General features: G+C 59.1%; 12 protein-coding genes and 4 tRNA genes. 13 read left to right on the forward strand and 3 right to left on the reverse strand.

The window, feature by feature from the left end; translation table 11 throughout:
- Window positions 1–3: 3 nt before the first annotated feature.
- Window positions 4–1092 carry an HlyD family secretion protein gene (locus ACM6IK_RS03885; protein ID WP_414873230.1) on the reverse strand — a complete coding sequence of 363 codons (1089 nt, stop codon included), beginning with the start codon at window positions 1090–1092 and terminating at the stop codon, window positions 4–6.
- 219 nt (window positions 1093–1311) lie between these two features.
- Between ACM6IK_RS03885 and gltX the strand changes: the two genes are divergently transcribed.
- The 11 genes from gltX to ggt all read left to right on the forward strand — a co-directional run bounded on the left by gltX (window position 1312) and on the right by ggt (window position 9375).
- A complete protein-coding gene (gene gltX / locus ACM6IK_RS03890; RefSeq protein WP_108217797.1) occupies window positions 1312–2793 on the forward strand; it encodes a glutamate--tRNA ligase in 1482 nt (493 codons plus the stop codon).
- 249 nt (window positions 2794–3042) lie between these two features.
- A tRNA-Ala gene (locus ACM6IK_RS03895) sits at window positions 3043–3118 on the forward strand.
- Between the two features lie 79 nt (window positions 3119–3197).
- Window positions 3198–3273, forward strand: a tRNA-Glu gene (locus tag ACM6IK_RS03900).
- 53 nt (window positions 3274–3326) lie between these two features.
- Window positions 3327–3402: transfer RNA gene (locus ACM6IK_RS03905), tRNA-Ala, on the forward strand.
- Between the two features lie 80 nt (window positions 3403–3482).
- Window positions 3483–3558: transfer RNA gene (locus ACM6IK_RS03910), tRNA-Glu, on the forward strand.
- Window positions 3559–3742: 184 nt separating this feature from the next.
- Window positions 3743–4282 carry a TetR/AcrR family transcriptional regulator gene (locus tag ACM6IK_RS03915; protein WP_414873231.1) on the forward strand — a complete coding sequence of 180 codons (540 nt, stop codon included), beginning with the start codon at window positions 3743–3745 and terminating at the stop codon, window positions 4280–4282.
- Window positions 4283–4311: 29 nt separating this feature from the next.
- On the forward strand, window positions 4312–5145 hold the full coding sequence (locus ACM6IK_RS03920; protein WP_414873232.1) for an alpha/beta fold hydrolase: 834 nt from the start codon (window positions 4312–4314) through the stop codon (window positions 5143–5145).
- Window positions 5146–5194: 49 nt separating this feature from the next.
- Window positions 5195–5644 (forward strand): acyl-CoA thioesterase, encoded by a 450-nt coding sequence (locus ACM6IK_RS03925; RefSeq protein ID WP_414873233.1) that lies wholly within the window; start codon window positions 5195–5197, stop codon window positions 5642–5644.
- A 159-nt stretch (window positions 5645–5803) separates the two neighbouring features.
- Window positions 5804–6763 (forward strand): tRNA dihydrouridine synthase, encoded by a 960-nt coding sequence (locus ACM6IK_RS03930; protein ID WP_414873234.1) that lies wholly within the window; start codon window positions 5804–5806, stop codon window positions 6761–6763.
- A gap of 130 nt (window positions 6764–6893) precedes the next feature.
- Complete coding sequence (locus tag ACM6IK_RS03935) at window positions 6894–7340, forward strand: Hsp20 family protein (RefSeq protein WP_414873235.1); 447 nt, start codon at window positions 6894–6896, stop codon at window positions 7338–7340.
- A 400-nt stretch (window positions 7341–7740) separates the two neighbouring features.
- Window positions 7741–9375, forward strand: coding sequence for a gamma-glutamyltransferase (gene ggt, locus ACM6IK_RS03940; protein ID WP_414873236.1), 1635 nt, complete (start codon window positions 7741–7743; stop codon window positions 9373–9375).
- Between the two features lie 116 nt (window positions 9376–9491).
- On the opposite strand, the gene ACM6IK_RS03945 is transcribed toward ggt, so the two are convergent.
- Both ACM6IK_RS03945 and ACM6IK_RS03950 read right to left on the reverse strand, forming a co-directional pair.
- On the reverse strand, window positions 9492–12770 hold the full coding sequence (locus ACM6IK_RS03945) for an EAL and GGDEF domain-containing protein (RefSeq protein WP_414873237.1): 3279 nt from the start codon (window positions 12768–12770) through the stop codon (window positions 9492–9494).
- A 67-nt stretch (window positions 12771–12837) separates the two neighbouring features.
- The gene (locus tag ACM6IK_RS03950) at window positions 12838–13728 is read right to left on the reverse strand and encodes a LysR family transcriptional regulator (protein WP_414873238.1); all 891 of its coding nucleotides are present in this window, start codon (window positions 13726–13728) and stop codon (window positions 12838–12840) included.
- Window positions 13729–13876: 148 nt separating this feature from the next.
- On the opposite strand from ACM6IK_RS03950, the gene leuC reads away from it, so the two are divergent.
- Window positions 13877–15307, forward strand: a complete 1431-nt coding sequence (gene leuC, locus ACM6IK_RS03955; RefSeq protein ID WP_414873239.1) for a 3-isopropylmalate dehydratase large subunit — start codon at window positions 13877–13879, stop codon at window positions 15305–15307.
- A 2-nt stretch (window positions 15308–15309) separates the two neighbouring features.
- Window positions 15310–15954 (forward strand): 3-isopropylmalate dehydratase small subunit, encoded by a 645-nt coding sequence (gene leuD / locus ACM6IK_RS03960; RefSeq protein WP_414873240.1) that lies wholly within the window; start codon window positions 15310–15312, stop codon window positions 15952–15954.
- The last annotated feature ends 135 nt before the right edge of the window (window positions 15955–16089 follow it).

Genomic DNA, 16089 nt, shown 5'->3' on the forward strand with positions numbered 1-16089 from the left:
TGATCACCGGCCATTGTCAGCGGCGTCTTTGCTGCTCACTTTGCTGGTGACGTCCTCAGGGGCGTCCTTGATGTTCACCTTGGCGGTCACTGACATGCCCGGGCGGATCTTGCCGCGCAGCGGGTTGTCGGCGGCGAAGGTCAGTTTTACCGGGATCCGCTGCACGACCTTGGTGAAGTTGCCGGTGGCATTGTCCGGCGGCAACAGGCTGAACTGCGCGCCCGAGGCGGCGAACAGGCTGTCGACCCGGCCTTCGATCGGGGTGTCGCTGTAGGCGTCGAAGGTCAGCTCGGCTTTCTGGCCGGGCTGCATGTGGCCGATCTGGGTTTCCTTGAAGTTGGCCTGAATCCAGATGTCTTCATCGGGCACGATCGACAGCAGGTAAGCGCCGGCCTGCACGTACTGGCCATTGCGTGCAGCGCGCTGGCCGATCAGGCCGCTGATGGGCGCATGGATTTCGCTGCGGGTGAGGTTCAGTTCGGCCTGGGCCCGATCGGTTTCGGCGTTGGCAATCTGTGCGTCGAGGCGTTTGATCTCGGCGGTCAGTGCATTGACCTGCTGGCGCTGACTTTGTGCGTCGGCCTGGGCCTTGGCCACTTGCGAGCGGGCGATGTGGGATTCGGCGGAGAGGGTGGTCACCCGTTCTTCCGAGACATAGCCGGGTTTGCGCAAGGTCTCGGCGCGGGTCAGGTCGATCTGCGAACGGCCCAGGCTGGCCTGGCTGGACGCGACTTGCGCTTCGCTGGCGGCAATCAGGCTGGCCTGCTGGGTCAGTTTGCTCTGGGCTTGCAGGCGCTCGGCCTGGCGGGTGGCCAGCACGGCATTGGCGCGGTCGACAGCGAGGCGGAAGTCGTCGCCTTCGAGTTTGACCAGCAACTGGCCTTTCTCGACATGCTGGTTGTCCTGCACCAGCACCTGATCGATGCGCGCGCCCAATTGGCTCGACACACGGGTGATCTCGCCCTGGACATAAGCGTTGTCGGTGCTTTCATAAAAGCGCCCCTTGAAGAACCACTGGGCAAACAGGCCCCCCGCAATCAACAGGACCATCAGCAGGAAGGTGAAGAGGCGACGCTTGAGTTGGGCAGGCATGAGGAAAACTGTAGTCGAGAAATTGTAAGGGAAGTTATCGGCAGGTGAATCTGGCATACAGCCGATAAACGGTAAATGCCGTCGGCCGATATCCACGGCATACAGGCGTTACAGCCGCAACCTTGGCTTAAATGCCCTGTTCGCTGGAGCCGGGCGGGTGTCGCCTGTTACCATTCGCGCCTTGTTTGAACTTTGCTTTTTTTCTTTTCGAGACATGCCATGACCACCGTCCGCACTCGCATCGCGCCATCGCCTACCGGGGATCCCCACGTAGGTACCGCTTACATCGCCTTGTTCAACTACTGCTTTGCCAAGCAGCACGGCGGTGAGTTCATCCTGCGGATCGAAGACACCGATCAACTGCGTTCGACCCGCGAGTCCGAACAGCAGATTTTCGACGCCTTGCGCTGGCTCGGCATCGAATGGAGCGAAGGCCCTGACGTCGGTGGCCCGCACGGTCCATACCGTCAAAGCGAGCGCGGCGATATTTATCAGAAGTATTGCCAGCAACTGGTCGACCTGGGCCATGCGTTCCCGTGCTTCTGCACCGCCGAAGAACTGGACCAGATGCGCGCCGAGCAGATGGCCCGTGGCGAAACCCCGCGCTACGACGGCCGCGCGCTGCTGCTGTCCAAGGAAGAAGTCGCCCGTCGCCTGGCGGCTGGTGAGCCGCACGTTATCCGCATGAAGGTGCCGAGCGAAGGCGTCTGCGTGGTGCCGGACATGCTGCGCGGCGACGTTGAAATCCCGTGGGACCGCATGGACATGCAAGTCCTGATGAAGACCGACGGCCTGCCGACGTACTTCCTGGCCAACGTGGTCGACGATCACCTGATGGGCATCACCCATGTATTGCGCGGCGAAGAGTGGCTGCCATCGGCACCGAAGCTGATCCTGCTTTACGAGTACTTCGGCTGGGAACAACCGGAGCTGTGCTACATGCCGCTGCTGCGTAACCCGGACAAGAGCAAGCTGTCCAAGCGCAAGAACCCGACTTCGGTGACGTTCTACGAGCGCATGGGCTTCATGCCCGAAGCGATGCTCAATTACCTGGGCCGCATGGGCTGGTCGATGCCGGACGAGCGCGAGAAGTTCTCGTTGCAGGAAATGGTCGACAACTTCGATCTGAAGCGCGTGTCCCTCGGCGGGCCGATCTTCGACATCGAGAAACTGTCGTGGCTCAACGGCCAGTGGCTGCGTGACCTGCCGGTGGAGGAGTTCGCCGCGCGCGTGCAGAAGTGGGCGTTCAATTCCGAATACATGATGAAGATCGCGCCGCACGTGCAGGGCCGCGTCGAAACCTTCAGCCAGGTGGCACCGCTGGCCGGGTTCTTCTTTGCCGGTGGCGTGAATCCGGATGTCAAACTGTTCGAATCGAAGAAGCTGTCGGGCGATCAGGTCCGCCAGTTGATGCAGTTGATCCTGTGGAAGCTCGAAAGCCTGCGTCAGTGGGAGAAGGACAGCATCACCGCGACCATTCAAGCGGTGGTCGAGTCCCTGGAGTTGAAGCTGCGTGACGCCATGCCGCTGATGTTCGCCGCGATCACCGGCCAGGCCAGCTCGGTGTCGGTGCTCGATGCGATGGAAATCCTCGGGCCGGACCTGACCCGTTTCCGTCTGCGCCAGGCGATCGATCTGCTGGGCGGCGTGTCGAAGAAAGAAAACAAGGAGTGGGAAAAGCTGTTGGGCGCTATCGCCTGATAAGCCATGCGTGACTCTGTAGGAGCCGGCTTGCCGGCGAAGGCGGCCTCGAAGCTTGCATCGATCTTGCGGTCGTCTTCGCTGGCAAGCCAGCTCCTACAGTTGGGGGAAACTCCGATTTTCCGGGGCGAGGGCGGTAAGTGATTGTTATGTCGGCAAAAAACTTTAAATTTTTTGAAAAATAAGTTTGACAGACATTCGATACGCCCTTAAGATTCGCCCCGTCCTCAGCGATGACATCAACGATGAGGGGCTATAGCTCAGCTGGGAGAGCGCTTGCATGGCATGCAAGAGGTCGACGGTTCGATCCCGTCTAGCTCCACCAATTTACACTTCAAGGCCTGGCCACACCGGCGTTGAAGCGATCAACACTCAGCGTTGATCAGTTGTATAGAAGGGTTTGCGTCCCCTTCGTCTAGTGGCCTAGGACACCGCCCTTTCACGGCGGTAACAGGGGTTCGAGTCCCCTAGGGGACGCCAGTTTTACAGAAGCGATGTTGCAAGATGTCGCTCCGCCGCGAGGCGAAAAATCCGGGGCTATAGCTCAGCTGGGAGAGCGCCTGCATGGCATGCAGGAGGTCAGCGGTTCGATCCCGCTTAGCTCCACCAATTTTACAGTTCAAGGTCTGGCCACACCGGCCTTGAATCGATCAGCACTCAGCACTGATCAGTTGTATAGAAGGGTTTGTGTCCCCTTCGTCTAGTGGCCTAGGACACCGCCCTTTCACGGCGGTAACAGGGGTTCGAGTCCCCTAGGGGACGCCACGATTACCCGCTCTGCGGGATTTATAAGGGTCATTCAATTATTGAATGGCCCTTTTGTTTGTCTGGCGTTTGGCTAAATTCCTCCATTTCCAAAAAAACAGTTCTTCAGACCAGCGGTCACCCCCATGGCTTGCTAAAATTTATTATGAGAATAATATTTCAATCGTAATATTCGGAGGCAACGATGAACGATAAAAAAGCTCAAACCCGCGAACGCATCCTCAAGGCTGCCAGCGCAGCGTTGATTCAGCGCGGCCCGGCCGAGCCAAGCGTGGGCGAGGTGATGGGCGCGGCGGGCCTGACGGTCGGCGGCTTCTACGCACACTTCGAAAGCAAGGACGCGATGATGCTGGAGGCGTTCAAGCAATTGCTCGGTCACCGCCGCGACCTGATTGCCGACATGGACGCGCAGTTGACCGGCGAAGAGCGCCGCACTCTGGTGGCAGCCTTTTACCTGTCGCGCAAGCACCGTGATTCCTCCGAATCGGCGTGCCCGATCCCGGCATCGGTCGGTGAACTGGGACGGCTGCCGGACGCGTTTCGTATTGCATTGAATGAACACATCGAAATGATGGTTGCGCAGTTGGCGGCCAGTCCTGAAGAAACCGAAAAAGCCCTGGCCGACATGGCCTTGATGGTGGGTGGGTTGGCTTTGGCGCGGGCGCTGGGGCCGGGAGAGTTGTCCGATCGATTACTGCGTGCCGCCAAATCGGCAGTGCGTTGACCTGAAGGCTGCGGCCTGAGGAGAATGCGATGAGCGCGTTAAAGTGGGTTCGTGGCGTTAATGGCACCTTGGGCTGGTTTGCCCCGAAACTGGTCGCTAGCAAAATGCGACTGGCCTTCATGACACCGCGGGATCTGCCGCCCCGTGACTGGGAACTGCCGCTGTTGGCGAAGTCCGAGCGGATCACCTTGCGTTTCGGCCTCTCGGCGTTGCGTTGGGGGCAAGGCCCGGCCGTGTTGCTGATGCACGGTTGGGAAGGGCGGCCAACGCAGTTTGCCAGCCTGATCACGGCGTTGGTCGATGCCGGTTACTCCGTGGTCGCGCTGGATGGTCCGGCTCACGGCCGCTCGCCGGGCAGCGAGGCGAATGTGGTGCTCTTTGCGCGTGCCATGCTTGAAGCCGCCGCCGAATTGCCGCCACTGCAAGCGGTCATCGGCCACTCCATGGGGGGCGCCAGCGCCATGCTGGCGGTGCAGTTGGGCCTGCGCACGGAAACCCTGGTCAGCATCGCCGCCCCGGCGCGGATTCTGGGGGTGTTGCGTGGATTCGCCCGCTACGTCGGACTGCCACCGAAAGCCCGTTCGGCATTCATTCGCCAGGTCGAGCAAGACGTCGGCATGCGCGCCGCAACGCTGGATGTCGCTCACTATCAGCTGGATATGCCTGGCCTGATCGTCCACGCCGAAGATGACAACATGGTCTCGGTCAAGGAGTCTCAGCTGATCCACGAAGCCTGGTTCGACAGCCGTTTGCTGCGCCTGCAAGAGGGTGGGCATCAGCGTGTGCTGGCTGACCCTCGGGTGATTGATGGCGTGTTATCACTGCTGGCCGGTCGCCGTCTGCAGTCGCGCCAATCCGCTTGAGCATCCGTTACACTGCCCTGGTCGAAATTATCTGACCAGGGAGTCGGGCATGGGCTGGGATCGGGAAACGCCATTTATCATTGATCTGCAAGTGGACGCCGAGGACATTGACGGGTTGGGGCACGCGAACAACGCGGCCTACGTGACCTGGCTCGAACGCTGTGCCTGGCGCCACTCCCAACGCCTTGGCCTGGACCTGGTCGAATACCGGCGGCTGGACCGGGCGATGGCAGTGGTGCGCCACGAGATCGATTACCTGGCGGCAGCCTATGAAGGCGATGAGTTGCAATTGGCGACCTGGATTGTCGATTGGGATCAGCGTCTGAGAATGACCCGGCATTTCCAGTTGAAGCGACCCGGCGACAATTCGACCTTGCTGCGCGCGCAAACCACCTTCGTCTGCATCGAGCTGTCGAGCGGCAAACCCAAGCGCATGCCGGCGGAGTTCATCGAGGGCTATGGCCCGGCGATTCAGGTGCAGGAGTTGGTGCAACCCTGATCTCATGTGGGAGCGAGCCTGCTCGCGAAGGCGGCGGCAAATCCAGCATCAATGTATCTGACAGACTGCTTTCGCGAGCAGGCTCGCTCCCACAAGGGATCTGCGGTTTCTCGCGCAATCCAGTAAACTGCCGCACGTTTTTCCTCGAGTGTGTTTTTCATGCAAATTGCCTTGGCGCCCATGGAGGGGTTGGTCGACGACATCCTGCGCGATGTGCTGACCCGCGTGGGTGGTATTGACTGGTGCGTGACCGAGTTCATTCGGGTCAACGACCAGTTGCTCACACCTGCCTATTTCCACAAGTTCGGCCCGGAGTTGCTCAACGGTGCCCGGACGGCCTCCGGTGTGCCGCTGCGTGTGCAACTGCTCGGTTCCGATCCGGTGTGCCTGGCGGAAAATGCCGCGCTGGCCTGCGAGCTGGGTTCCGAAGTGATCGATCTGAACTTCGGCTGCCCAGCCAAGACCGTCAACAAATCCCGTGGTGGCGCGGTACTGCTCAAGGAACCCGAGCTGCTCAACCAGATCGTCGAACACGTCCGTCGCGCCGTCCCCGCGCATATTCCGGTCACCGCCAAGATGCGCCTGGGTTTCGACAGCCCGGACGGTTCGCTGGTGTGTGCCACGGCCCTGGCTGAAGGCGGCGCCGAGCACATCGTGGTGCACGCGCGGACCAAGGTCGACGGCTACAAGCCGCCGGCGCACTGGGAGTGGATCCCTCGCGTGCAGGATGTGGTCAAGGTGCCGGTGTTCGCCAATGGTGATATCTGGAGCGTCGAAGACTGGCGGCGTTGCCGCGAGATCAGCGGCGTGGAGGACATCATGCTCGGTCGTGGCCTGGTGTCGCGCCCGGATCTCGCCCGGCAGATCGCCGCGGCGCGGGCCGGGGAGGAGGTGGTCGAGATGACCTGGACCGAGTTGCTGCCACTGATCCAGGACTTCTGGCTGCAAGCCAAGGCGCAGATGACGCCGCGTCAATCGCCGGGTCGCCTGAAGCAATGGCTGGCGATGCTGACCCGCAATTATCCCGAGGCGGTAGAGCTTTTCACCCTGCTGCGCCGTGAGACCGAGCTGAATAATGTCTCGCATTTGCTGGGTCTGCCCGTGGCGGAAGCGGCCTGAAATTTTTAAAAAAAAGCTGAAAAAAATCTCTTGAAATGCAATCAGCGGTCCCTATCTAAGGATTACGCGATGCCGAATTCGGGTCGCGGAGACAAAAAACCTTGCTGATTGTTTTCAGGAGATTTGAATCATGGCTACTACATTATCCCTGGCCCCACTGTTCCGTTCCTCGGTAGGTTTCGACCGTTTCAACGACCTGTTCGAGACCGCCCTGCGTAACGAGCCAGGCAGCAGCTATCCACCCTATAACGTGGAGAAACACGGCGACGATCTATACCGCATCGTCATTGCCGCGGCAGGTTTCCAGGAAGAAGATCTGGAGCTCGAAGTCGAGAAGGGTGTGCTGACGATCAGTGGCGGTAAACGCGATGCGAACGAAGACGTCACTTATCTGTATCAGGGCATTGCGCAACGTGCCTTCAAACTGTCCTTCCGGCTGGCGGACCACATCGAGATCAAGGCTGCCGGGCTGAGCAACGGTCTGTTGAGCATCGACCTGCTGCGAGTGGTACCGGAAGAGGCGAAAGCCAAGCGCATCCCGATCAACGGCACGCAGAAGAAGGCTCTGCAACACTAATGTCGGCAAAATGAGGTAGAGGGAAAGCCCCGCCTCGTTGAAAACTCAATGAAGCTGCCTCAAGCAAACGCCCCGACTGGTTCGGGGCGTTTGCTTTTTAAACAAGCGGACGGATATTGATCTTTTCGCTGAGTATGCCGGCTGTGATTCTGTCGTTGTTTTATCTGGTAATTAAAAATTTCGATCAAGAGACTCTTGCAGTTTATTGTATTTAAATATGTCTGCAGTTTTTAATTTTGTGAGTTGAACATTCAGTATCAAATCAGGTTTGAAAAAAAGAACCTGGTCAGTTGAAATGCGTATCCCGCAACCGCTGGACAGTCGATAAATCCATGGGTGCGACATCTGATAGTCCATCGGCTGCAATTCGAGAAAATATATTGTTGTAGGGGGACGATTGATGCTTTTCAACAAATTTAAAGTTTTACTTTCCGGGTTGCTTTTTCTAGCACCTGTTTCCGTTCTCGCTGGCGAGAAGAGTGTTGGTGCGGTCGCGGCAGGCCATCCACTGGCGGCAGAGGCCGGGATGAGTGTCCTCAAGAATGGCGGAAACGCTTTTGATGCGGCGGTGGCGGTAGCTTCGACGTTGAATGTGGTCGAGCCGATGATGTCTGGTATCGGTGGCTACGGTTCCATTCTTATTTTTGATGCGAAACATAAACAGATTCGTTACCTGAATGGTAGTGGGAAGTTTCCGAAAAAAACAAACTCGGATTTTATGCGCCCCCCTGTCGAAGGTTATAAGAATAACCGGCTGGGTGCGAAATCTGTCTCCACTCCAGGTAATGTCAACTCGTGGTACGAACTGCATCGAAGTTACGGTGCCGTTCCTTGGGAAAAGCTGTTTACCAGCGCGATACAGCATGCGGAACAGGGGTATCAGTTAAGTTCTTATTCTGCCCAGTTGATAGCTGACAATTACGATAATTTCTCGGACTACGCGCGTAGCTTCTACGGGCAAGGAGGAAAGCCGCTTCAGCCCGGCAATACGCTCAGGCAAGTGGACTTGGGGGCTTCCCTGAGAGTCATCGCTCAGGAAGGTCCAAAAGCTTTTTATGAAGGTGAGATTGCGCGCAGGATTGATCAGGAGATGAAAGATTCGGGTGGCTTCCTTTCACTGGAAGACTTGCGAAGTGATAAGGCGGAATGGTGGGCCCCTTCCGAAATCACGTACAAGGGCTACAACGTTTCCACAATGGGGGTTCCAGGCAACGGCTTTACTTCCCTGTTCATTATGGGCGTGATGGAGCAGTTCAACTTTGGCCAAATCGATTACGGTTCACCCTCCTATTTTCACACTCTCGCCGAGGCGCAGAAGAAATCCGTGGCTGTGCGGCTGACCCATTCAGGAATGCCTGAGGCGCAACTCGCCATTCGAAATGAAATACTCACTGCTGACAACTTTCGCCAAGTGAAAAAGTCTATCGACCTTGAGCGCAGTTCCGAGTTTACCCTTGAGCCTGGTAGCGAGCACGAAAACACGACCCACTTCGTCATTGCGGACAGATGGGGCAACGTAGTGAGTGCCACTCAAACGCTAGGTAACGGGTTCGGCAGCAAGATCATGGTAGAGGGCACAGGAATATGGCTTAACAACTCAATGGCATTCTCTACCTTCGAGCCAAAGGGGAACCCGATGGATCCGGTCGCTGGCAAATACAAGCTGAGCAGCAATTCACCCATGATCATCATGCGTGAGGGGCGCCCATGGGCTGCACTGGGAACGCCCGGTGGCCACACAATCCCGCAGAATGCAGCGCAAGTGGCGATCAACGCCATTGATCGGGGCATGACGATGCAGGAAGCAATTGATGCTCCAAAGGTTGCCTATATCGAAGACAAGGATGAGATGCGTGTCGAGAGCTCAATGCCGGAGGAGGTCGTTCGCGCACTCAAGACGAAAGGGCATCGACTGGCGACGGGCGCAATCGGCAACGCGATGGGCATCCGCTTCCACTACGGGCAGGACGGTATTTCCTATGATGTTGGTGTAGACCAGCGAAGAGACTGGCACACCGCTATCTCCAATTTCTGATGCAAGGCTGCCGTGTCAAAACGCCTTGGTTACAGAGCTTGATTTTCAGCTGTATAAACTCAGGTGAAGTCTATTGAAATAACGGCGCGCCGTGCGACGTCCGTTACTCAATCCCATTACTTAAGCAATAACTGAAACTCTTCCACCGGCAATGGCTGACTGTGCAAATACCCTTGGTAGAAGTGACAGTCCAACCCCTGCAAGAACTCCAGCTGCTCCGCTGTTTCCACCCCTTCGGCAATCACTTTCAAGTCCAGGCTGTGGGCCATGGCAACGATGGCGCGGATGATCTCGGCGTCGTTCGGGTCGCTGGTGGCGTCGCGGATGAACGACTGGTCGATTTTCAGGGTGTCGACCGGCAAGCGCTTGAGGTAGGTCAGCGAGGAATAACCGGTGCCGAAGTCGTCCATGGCGAAGCTCACGCCGAGTTTTTTCAGGCGGCGCATTTTGCTGATGGTGTCCTCCAGGTTCTGGATGACGATGCCTTCGGTGATTTCCAGCTTCAACAGGGAGCAGGGCAGGCCATAGCTGGCCAGGCTGTTTTCGACGCGCTCGACGAAGTCGTTCTGGCGGAACTGGCGCGGGCTGATGTTCACGCACAAGCTGAATTTGTAAGGGTCTATCAAGCCTTTGTCGATCAGTTGCTTGAAGGCCTGGCAGGCTTCGTCGAGGATCCAGGTGCCGACCTCCAGGATCAGTCCACTGTCTTCCAGCACCTTGATGAACTCGGTGGGCGACTGCCTGCCGAGCTCCGGATGATTCCAGCGCACCAGGGCCTCGGCACCGACGATGCGGTCGCCCCGGGCGTCGACCTGGGGTTGGTAATGCACGCGAAATTCGCCCCGGGAAAGCGCCAGGCGCAAGTCGGTTTCCATGCGCAGGCGTTCGCTCGCGGCCTTTTGCATGGTGTTGTGGTACATCTGCGCGGTATTGCGCCCCGAGTCCTTGGCACGATAGAGCGCGATGTCGGCGCGCTTGAGCAGGTCGGTCGGGGTCGAACCGTGATCGGGGATCAGCGCAATGCCGATGCTTGGCGTCACTTGCAGGCGCTGGCCATCGAGGTACATCGGTTCGGACAGCAGTTCGCGGATGGTGTCGGCCAGTTCGCGAACCTGATCGCTGACCTCGCTGCGCGAGCCTTCGAGGCCGCTGAGCAGTACCACGAATTCGTCACCGCCCAGGCGCGCAACGGTGTCTTCCATGCGCACGCTGGCCTCCAGGCGCGCGGTGATGATTTTCAGCACGGTATCGCCCACCGGATGCCCGAGGGAGTCATTGATGTGCTTGAAGTGGTCGAGGTCGAGGAACATCAGCGCGCCGCGCAGGTTATGCCGTTTGAGCAGCGCGATCTGCTGGCTCAGGCGGTCCATCAGCAGCGCCCGATTGGGCAGGTTGGTCAGTGAATCGTGGTAGGCCAGGTGGCGAATCTGCGCTTCGGCGTTTTTCAGCAGGCTGACGTCTCGCGCGGTCAACAGCAGGCAGGCGGTTTCATTGAGGGTGATCGGTTCCACCGAGACTTCGACGGTGAGCAGTTCGCCGCGCTTGTTGCGCCCGAGCATTTCCTGGTGATGAACCCGGCCCTTGATCTGCAATTCCGCCAGCAGCGCCGAGCGTTGTTTTTCTTCGGCCCAAATCCCCACCTGATACACCGTGCGGCCCACCACTTCTTCGGCTCGGTAGCCGGTCAGGCGGCAGAAGCCGTCGTTGACCTCCAGGTAGCGCCCGGTGTCGCGCTCGGTGATGGTGATGGCGTCGGGGCTGGAGTGGAACGCCTTGGCGAATTTCTCTTCACTGGCCTTGAGCGCCGCTTCCGAGCGCTGTTGCTGGGTGATGTCGCGCAGGGTGGTGACGATGCAGGGCTGGTCGCCGACGCTGATCTGGCGGCTGGAAATCACGCAGGTCAGGACCTGTCCGTCCTTGTGCTGGACCAGAATGGCCACGTTGTTCAGGCCTTGTTCGCGGATCACTTGTTCGATCCGTCGCAGACTTTTCGCTGAAGCGTCCCACAGGCCTATTTCGTCGGCGCTGCGGCCGATCACATCGGCGGTGCTCCAGCCGAAGGTCTGGGTGAAGCTGGAGTTGATTTCAATGAACTGGCCACTGTCCTGGTGGGTGACGCAGATCGGATCGGGGCTGACCTGGAACAGCGTGGCGAATTTCTCTTCGGAGGCCACCAGCCGTTGTTCGCGCTCCACCTGGTCGGTGATGTCGAGCAATGTGCCGGCCATGCGCACCGGCACGCCGTTGTCATCGCGGTAAAGGCGGGCGCGGCTTTCCAGGTAGCGCGAGCTGCCGTCAGGCAATTGCACGCGGTAGGTCAATTGATAGTTGCCGGCCGGGCCTTCGCGCAGGCTGCGGTAAGCGTCGCGCATGGTGTCGCGTTCTTCGCCGGGCACGCCTTCGAAGAACTCGTCGAAGGACTCGTGAAAGGGTTTGGCGTCCAGGCCGTGCAGTTGGGCGGCCCGTGCCGATCCGTAGAGCATGCCGCTGGGGATGTGCCAGTCCCAGGTGCCGAGCTGCGCGGAGTCCAGGGCCAGGTCGAGGCGTTCCTGGCTGTCCTTGAGGGCATGTTCGGCGACTTTGCGTTCGGTGGTGTCCAGGAACGTGCTCAGTAGATAGGGCTGGCCTTCGAGCTCGACTTTTTGCGCACTGAGGATACCGTCATGGATCTGGCCATTGCTGGCGCGAAACTGCACTTCCATGCTCACCAGGTCGCCTTTGGCCTTGGTGGCCTTGACCAGGTCGGCCCGTTGCTCGGGATACACCCACAGCCCCAGTTCCAGGGTGGTGCGGCCGATCGCGTTTTGCACCGGCCAACCGAACAGGCTTTCGAAATGCTGGTTGGCTTCGGAGATCAGGCCGTCCTCCTGGCGGGTCAGCAGGACCATGTTCGGGCACAGGTGAAACAGGGTGGCGAAGCGTTTTTCCGAGCTGCTCAACGCCTGTTCGCGCTGGCGCTGGTGGGTAATCTCGCGGATCACGCCGATCATCCGTGGCCTGCCGTGCTTGTCCGGCAACAGGCTGCCGTTGATTTCCAGCCAGTGCAGGCTGCCATCGGGCCAGCGGATGCGGTGATGCATCGCTTGCTCCAGCGGCGCACCCGCAATGACCGCGTGGAAGGCGCGAAGGGTTTTCGCGCGATCCTCCGGGGGCAGCAGGTCGAGGTATTCCAGATCCCGTGGCAGCGGTTGCCGGGGATCGAAGCCGAACAGCGCCTGCGTGCCCCGGGACCAGCTGATCTGCCCGCGCTCGATGTCCCAATACCAGGCGCCCAGGCGGGCGCCGTTGAGCGCGGCCAGTAATTGCGAGGCACTTTCCCAGCTCTGTTCGGAGCTTTTCGGATCAAGTGCCTGAATTCGCGGCATCGGCGGAATACGGTCTACAGATTTCGGCATTGGCAAGCCTTGAGCTGAGTTTGGGCGTTTGTTGCAGGAATTCTCGGCTCTATAGGAGTAGCACAAGTTAGCCTTGAGTCCCTGGCGGTTCGAGTTGAGCGTCCAGCAAGGCCATGAAGGCCCGCGCAGCATTCGACAGCGTCCTTTCCGTGTGCAGGATATAGCCTAGCTGGCGAGTGAGCTGTATGCCCGGCAAAGGTATGCGTGCTACCTGGTCATCGAGCATGGTTCGCGGCAAAACGCTCCAGGCCAGGCCAATCGAGACCATCATCTTGATGGTTTCCAGATAGTTGGTGCTCATGGCGATGTTTGGCGTCAGGCCCTGGGCTTCGAACAGCCGTTGCACAATGTGGTGGGTAAAGGTATTGCCGCCGGGGAAGACCGCCGGGTGCCGGGCGATGTCCGCCAGGCTGACCTTGCCGTTATTGAGCAGTGAATGCTCCGGGGCGACCACGAAATCCAGCGGGTCGTCCCACACCGGGGTGGCCTTGACCAGCGCATGGGGTTCCGGTGCCAGGGTGATGACCGCCAGTTCGGCGCGGCCATGGAGAATTTCCTCGTAGGCCACTTCCGAATCGAGGAACTGAATATCCAGCGCCACCTCGGGATAACGTCGGGTGAACTCCCTTAATAAAGGCGGCAAGCGGTGCAGGCCGATGTGGTGACTGGTGGCCAGGGTCAGACGGCCGGTCACCTCGCCGGTGAGGTTGGTCAAGGCGCGGCGCGTATCATCGAGGACATTGAGAATCTGGTAGGCCCGCGGCAGCAGAGCGCGCCCGGCCTCGGTCAGGCCGACTTCACGACCCAGGCGATCGAACAGTCGCACCTTCAATTGCTGCTCCAGCCCGGCGATGCGTTTGCTGATCGCCGGTTGCGTCAGGTGCAGCCGTTCACCGGCGCCGGAGAAGCTGCCGGTCTCGGCGATGGCGATAAAGGCATTGAGGTTGGCCAGGTCCATGGTCACATTCCAGTTGGTTATCCAAAGCATAAAAAATATGAATTTGAGTTATTTAATGTAACCCCATAGGATCAGCCTCACAAGCCAAGGGGTTATTGAATCACTCAAGATCCAGGGCATAGAAACAAGCTGATGAGGAAACCGTCTGATGGCCGGCAAAACGCTCTACGACAAGCTCTGGGATTCGCATTTGGTCAAGCAGCGCGACGATGGCTCTGCGCTGATCTACATCGATCGTCACATCATCCATGAAGTGACCTCGCCGCAAGCCTTCGAAGGCCTGCGTCTGGCCGGGCGCAAGCCATGGCGCATCGATGCCAATATCGCGACCCCGGATCACAACGTACCGACCACGCCGGAGCGCAAGGGCGGCATCGACGCCATCGTTGACCAGGTCTCGCGCCTGCAAGTGCAGACCCTCGATGACAACTGCGATGAATACGGCATCGTCGAGTTCAAGATGAACGACGTTCGCCAGGGCATCGTCCACGTCATCGGCCCGGAGCAAGGCGCAACCTTGCCGGGCATGACCGTGGTCTGCGGCGACTCCCACACCTCGACCCACGGCGCATTCGGTGCATTGGCGCACGGTATCGGCACTTCCGAGGTCGAGCACGTGCTCGCCACCCAGTGCCTGGTCGCCAAGAAAATGAAGAACATGCGGGTATCGGTCGAAGGCCAGTTGCCGTTCGGCGTGACTGCCAAGGACATCGTGCTTGCCGTGATCGGCAAGATTGGCACCGCTGGCGGTAACGGTCACGCCATCGAATTCGCCGGCAGCGCGATTCGCGACCTGTCCGTCGAAGGCCGCATGACCATCTGCAACATGTCCATCGAGGCCGGCGCTCGCGTAGGCCTGGTGGCGGCTGACGAAAAAACCGTGGCTTACGTCAAGGGCCGTCCTTTCGCACCGAAAGGCGCGGAATGGGACCTGGCTGTCGAAGCCTGGAAAGACCTGGTTTCCGATGCCGACGCCGTCTTCGACAGCGTTGTCGAACTCGATGCAGCCGACATCAAGCCGCAAGTCAGCTGGGGCACTTCGCCTGAGATGGTGTTGGCGGTGGATCAGAACGTGCCGGATCCTGCCAAGGAAATGGACCTGGTCAAGCGCGACTCCATTGTCCGTGCCTTGAAATACATGGGTTTGACCGCCAACCAGGCGATCACCGACATTCAGCTCGACCGCGTGTTCATCGGTTCCTGCACCAACTCGCGGATCGAAGACCTGCGTGCGGCGGCCGTGATTGCCAAGGGCCGCAAAGTGGCCTCGACCATCAAGCAGGCCATCGTCGTGCCGGGCTCGGGTCTGGTTAAAGCCCAGGCCGAATCGGAAGGCCTGGACAAGATTTTCCTCGAAGCCGGTTTCGAATGGCGTGAGCCGGGTTGCTCGATGTGCCTGGCGATGAACCCGGACCGTTTGGAAAGTGGCGAGCATTGCGCTTCGACCTCCAACCGTAACTTCGAAGGCCGTCAAGGCGCCGGTGGTCGTACCCACCTCGTCAGCCCGGCCATGGCCGCGGCCGCCGCGGTGAGCGGGCGTTTCATCGACGTTCGTGAATTGATCCAGGGAGCGCAGTAAGCATGAGAGCATTTACCCAACATACTGGACTTGTCGCGCCTTTGGATCGTGCCAACGTCGACACTGACCAGATCATCCCGAAGCAGTTCTTGAAGTCGATCAAGCGCACGGGTTTTGGCCCGAACCTGTTCGATGAATGGCGTTACCTGGATGTGGGCCAGCCTTATCAGGACAACTCCAGGCGTCCGCTGAACAAGGACTTCGTCCTCAACGCCGAACGTTACCAGGGCGCCAGTGTATTGCTGGCCCGCGAGAACTTCGGTTGCGGCTCCAGCCGCGAGCACGCGCCGTGGGCGCTGGAAGAGTACGGTTTCCGCAGCATCATCGCGCCGAGTTATGCCGACATCTTCTTCAACAACAGTTTCAAGAACGGCTTGCTGCCGATCATCTTGAGCGATGCCGAAGTCGATGAGCTGTTCCAGCAGGTCGAGGCCACTCCGGGTTATCAGTTGCAGGTCGATCTGCAAGCCCAGACCGTGACCCGCCCTGACGGCAAGGTGCTGAGCTTCGAAATCGATGCCTTCCGCAAGCATTGCCTGCTCAACGGCCTGGACGATATCGGCCTGACGTTGCAGGACCATGAGGCAATTGCGACGTTTGAGGCCAAGCACCGGGCTAGCCAGCCTTGGTTGTTTCGCGACGCGTGATTTTGCATAAGGCGTAATGCCGTCATCGCGAGCAAGCTCGCTCCCACATTGGATTTGCGGCGTAAACAAAACCTGTGGGAGCGAGCTTGCTCGCGATGAGGCCAGAAAAGACACCCCAAGACTCACCCCAAAAGG

Source organism: Pseudomonas sp. IT-196MI5, from assembly GCF_949767415.1.
Taxonomy (GTDB): domain Bacteria; phylum Pseudomonadota; class Gammaproteobacteria; order Pseudomonadales; family Pseudomonadaceae; genus Aquipseudomonas.

Bases quoted from the DNA above. Each gene is read 5' to 3' on its own strand.
- ACM6IK_RS03885 (WP_414873230.1), bottom strand. From the start codon at position 1,092: ATGCCTGCCCAACTCAAGCGTCGCCTCTTCACCTTCCTGCTGATGGTC.
- gltX (WP_108217797.1), top strand. From the start codon at position 1,312: ATGACCACCGTCCGCACTCGCATCGCGCCATCGCCTACCGGGGATCCC.
- ACM6IK_RS03915 (WP_414873231.1), top strand. From the start codon at position 3,743: ATGAACGATAAAAAAGCTCAAACCCGCGAACGCATCCTCAAGGCTGCC.
- ACM6IK_RS03920 (WP_414873232.1), top strand. From the start codon at position 4,312: ATGAGCGCGTTAAAGTGGGTTCGTGGCGTTAATGGCACCTTGGGCTGG.
- ACM6IK_RS03925 (WP_414873233.1), top strand. From the start codon at position 5,195: ATGGGCTGGGATCGGGAAACGCCATTTATCATTGATCTGCAAGTGGAC.
- ACM6IK_RS03930 (WP_414873234.1), top strand. From the start codon at position 5,804: ATGCAAATTGCCTTGGCGCCCATGGAGGGGTTGGTCGACGACATCCTG.
- ACM6IK_RS03935 (WP_414873235.1), top strand. From the start codon at position 6,894: ATGGCTACTACATTATCCCTGGCCCCACTGTTCCGTTCCTCGGTAGGT.
- ggt (WP_414873236.1), top strand. From the start codon at position 7,741: ATGCTTTTCAACAAATTTAAAGTTTTACTTTCCGGGTTGCTTTTTCTA.
- ACM6IK_RS03945 (WP_414873237.1), bottom strand. From the start codon at position 12,770: ATGCCGAAATCTGTAGACCGTATTCCGCCGATGCCGCGAATTCAGGCA.
- ACM6IK_RS03950 (WP_414873238.1), bottom strand. From the start codon at position 13,728: ATGGACCTGGCCAACCTCAATGCCTTTATCGCCATCGCCGAGACCGGC.
- leuC (WP_414873239.1), top strand. From the start codon at position 13,877: ATGGCCGGCAAAACGCTCTACGACAAGCTCTGGGATTCGCATTTGGTC.
- leuD (WP_414873240.1), top strand. From the start codon at position 15,310: ATGAGAGCATTTACCCAACATACTGGACTTGTCGCGCCTTTGGATCGT.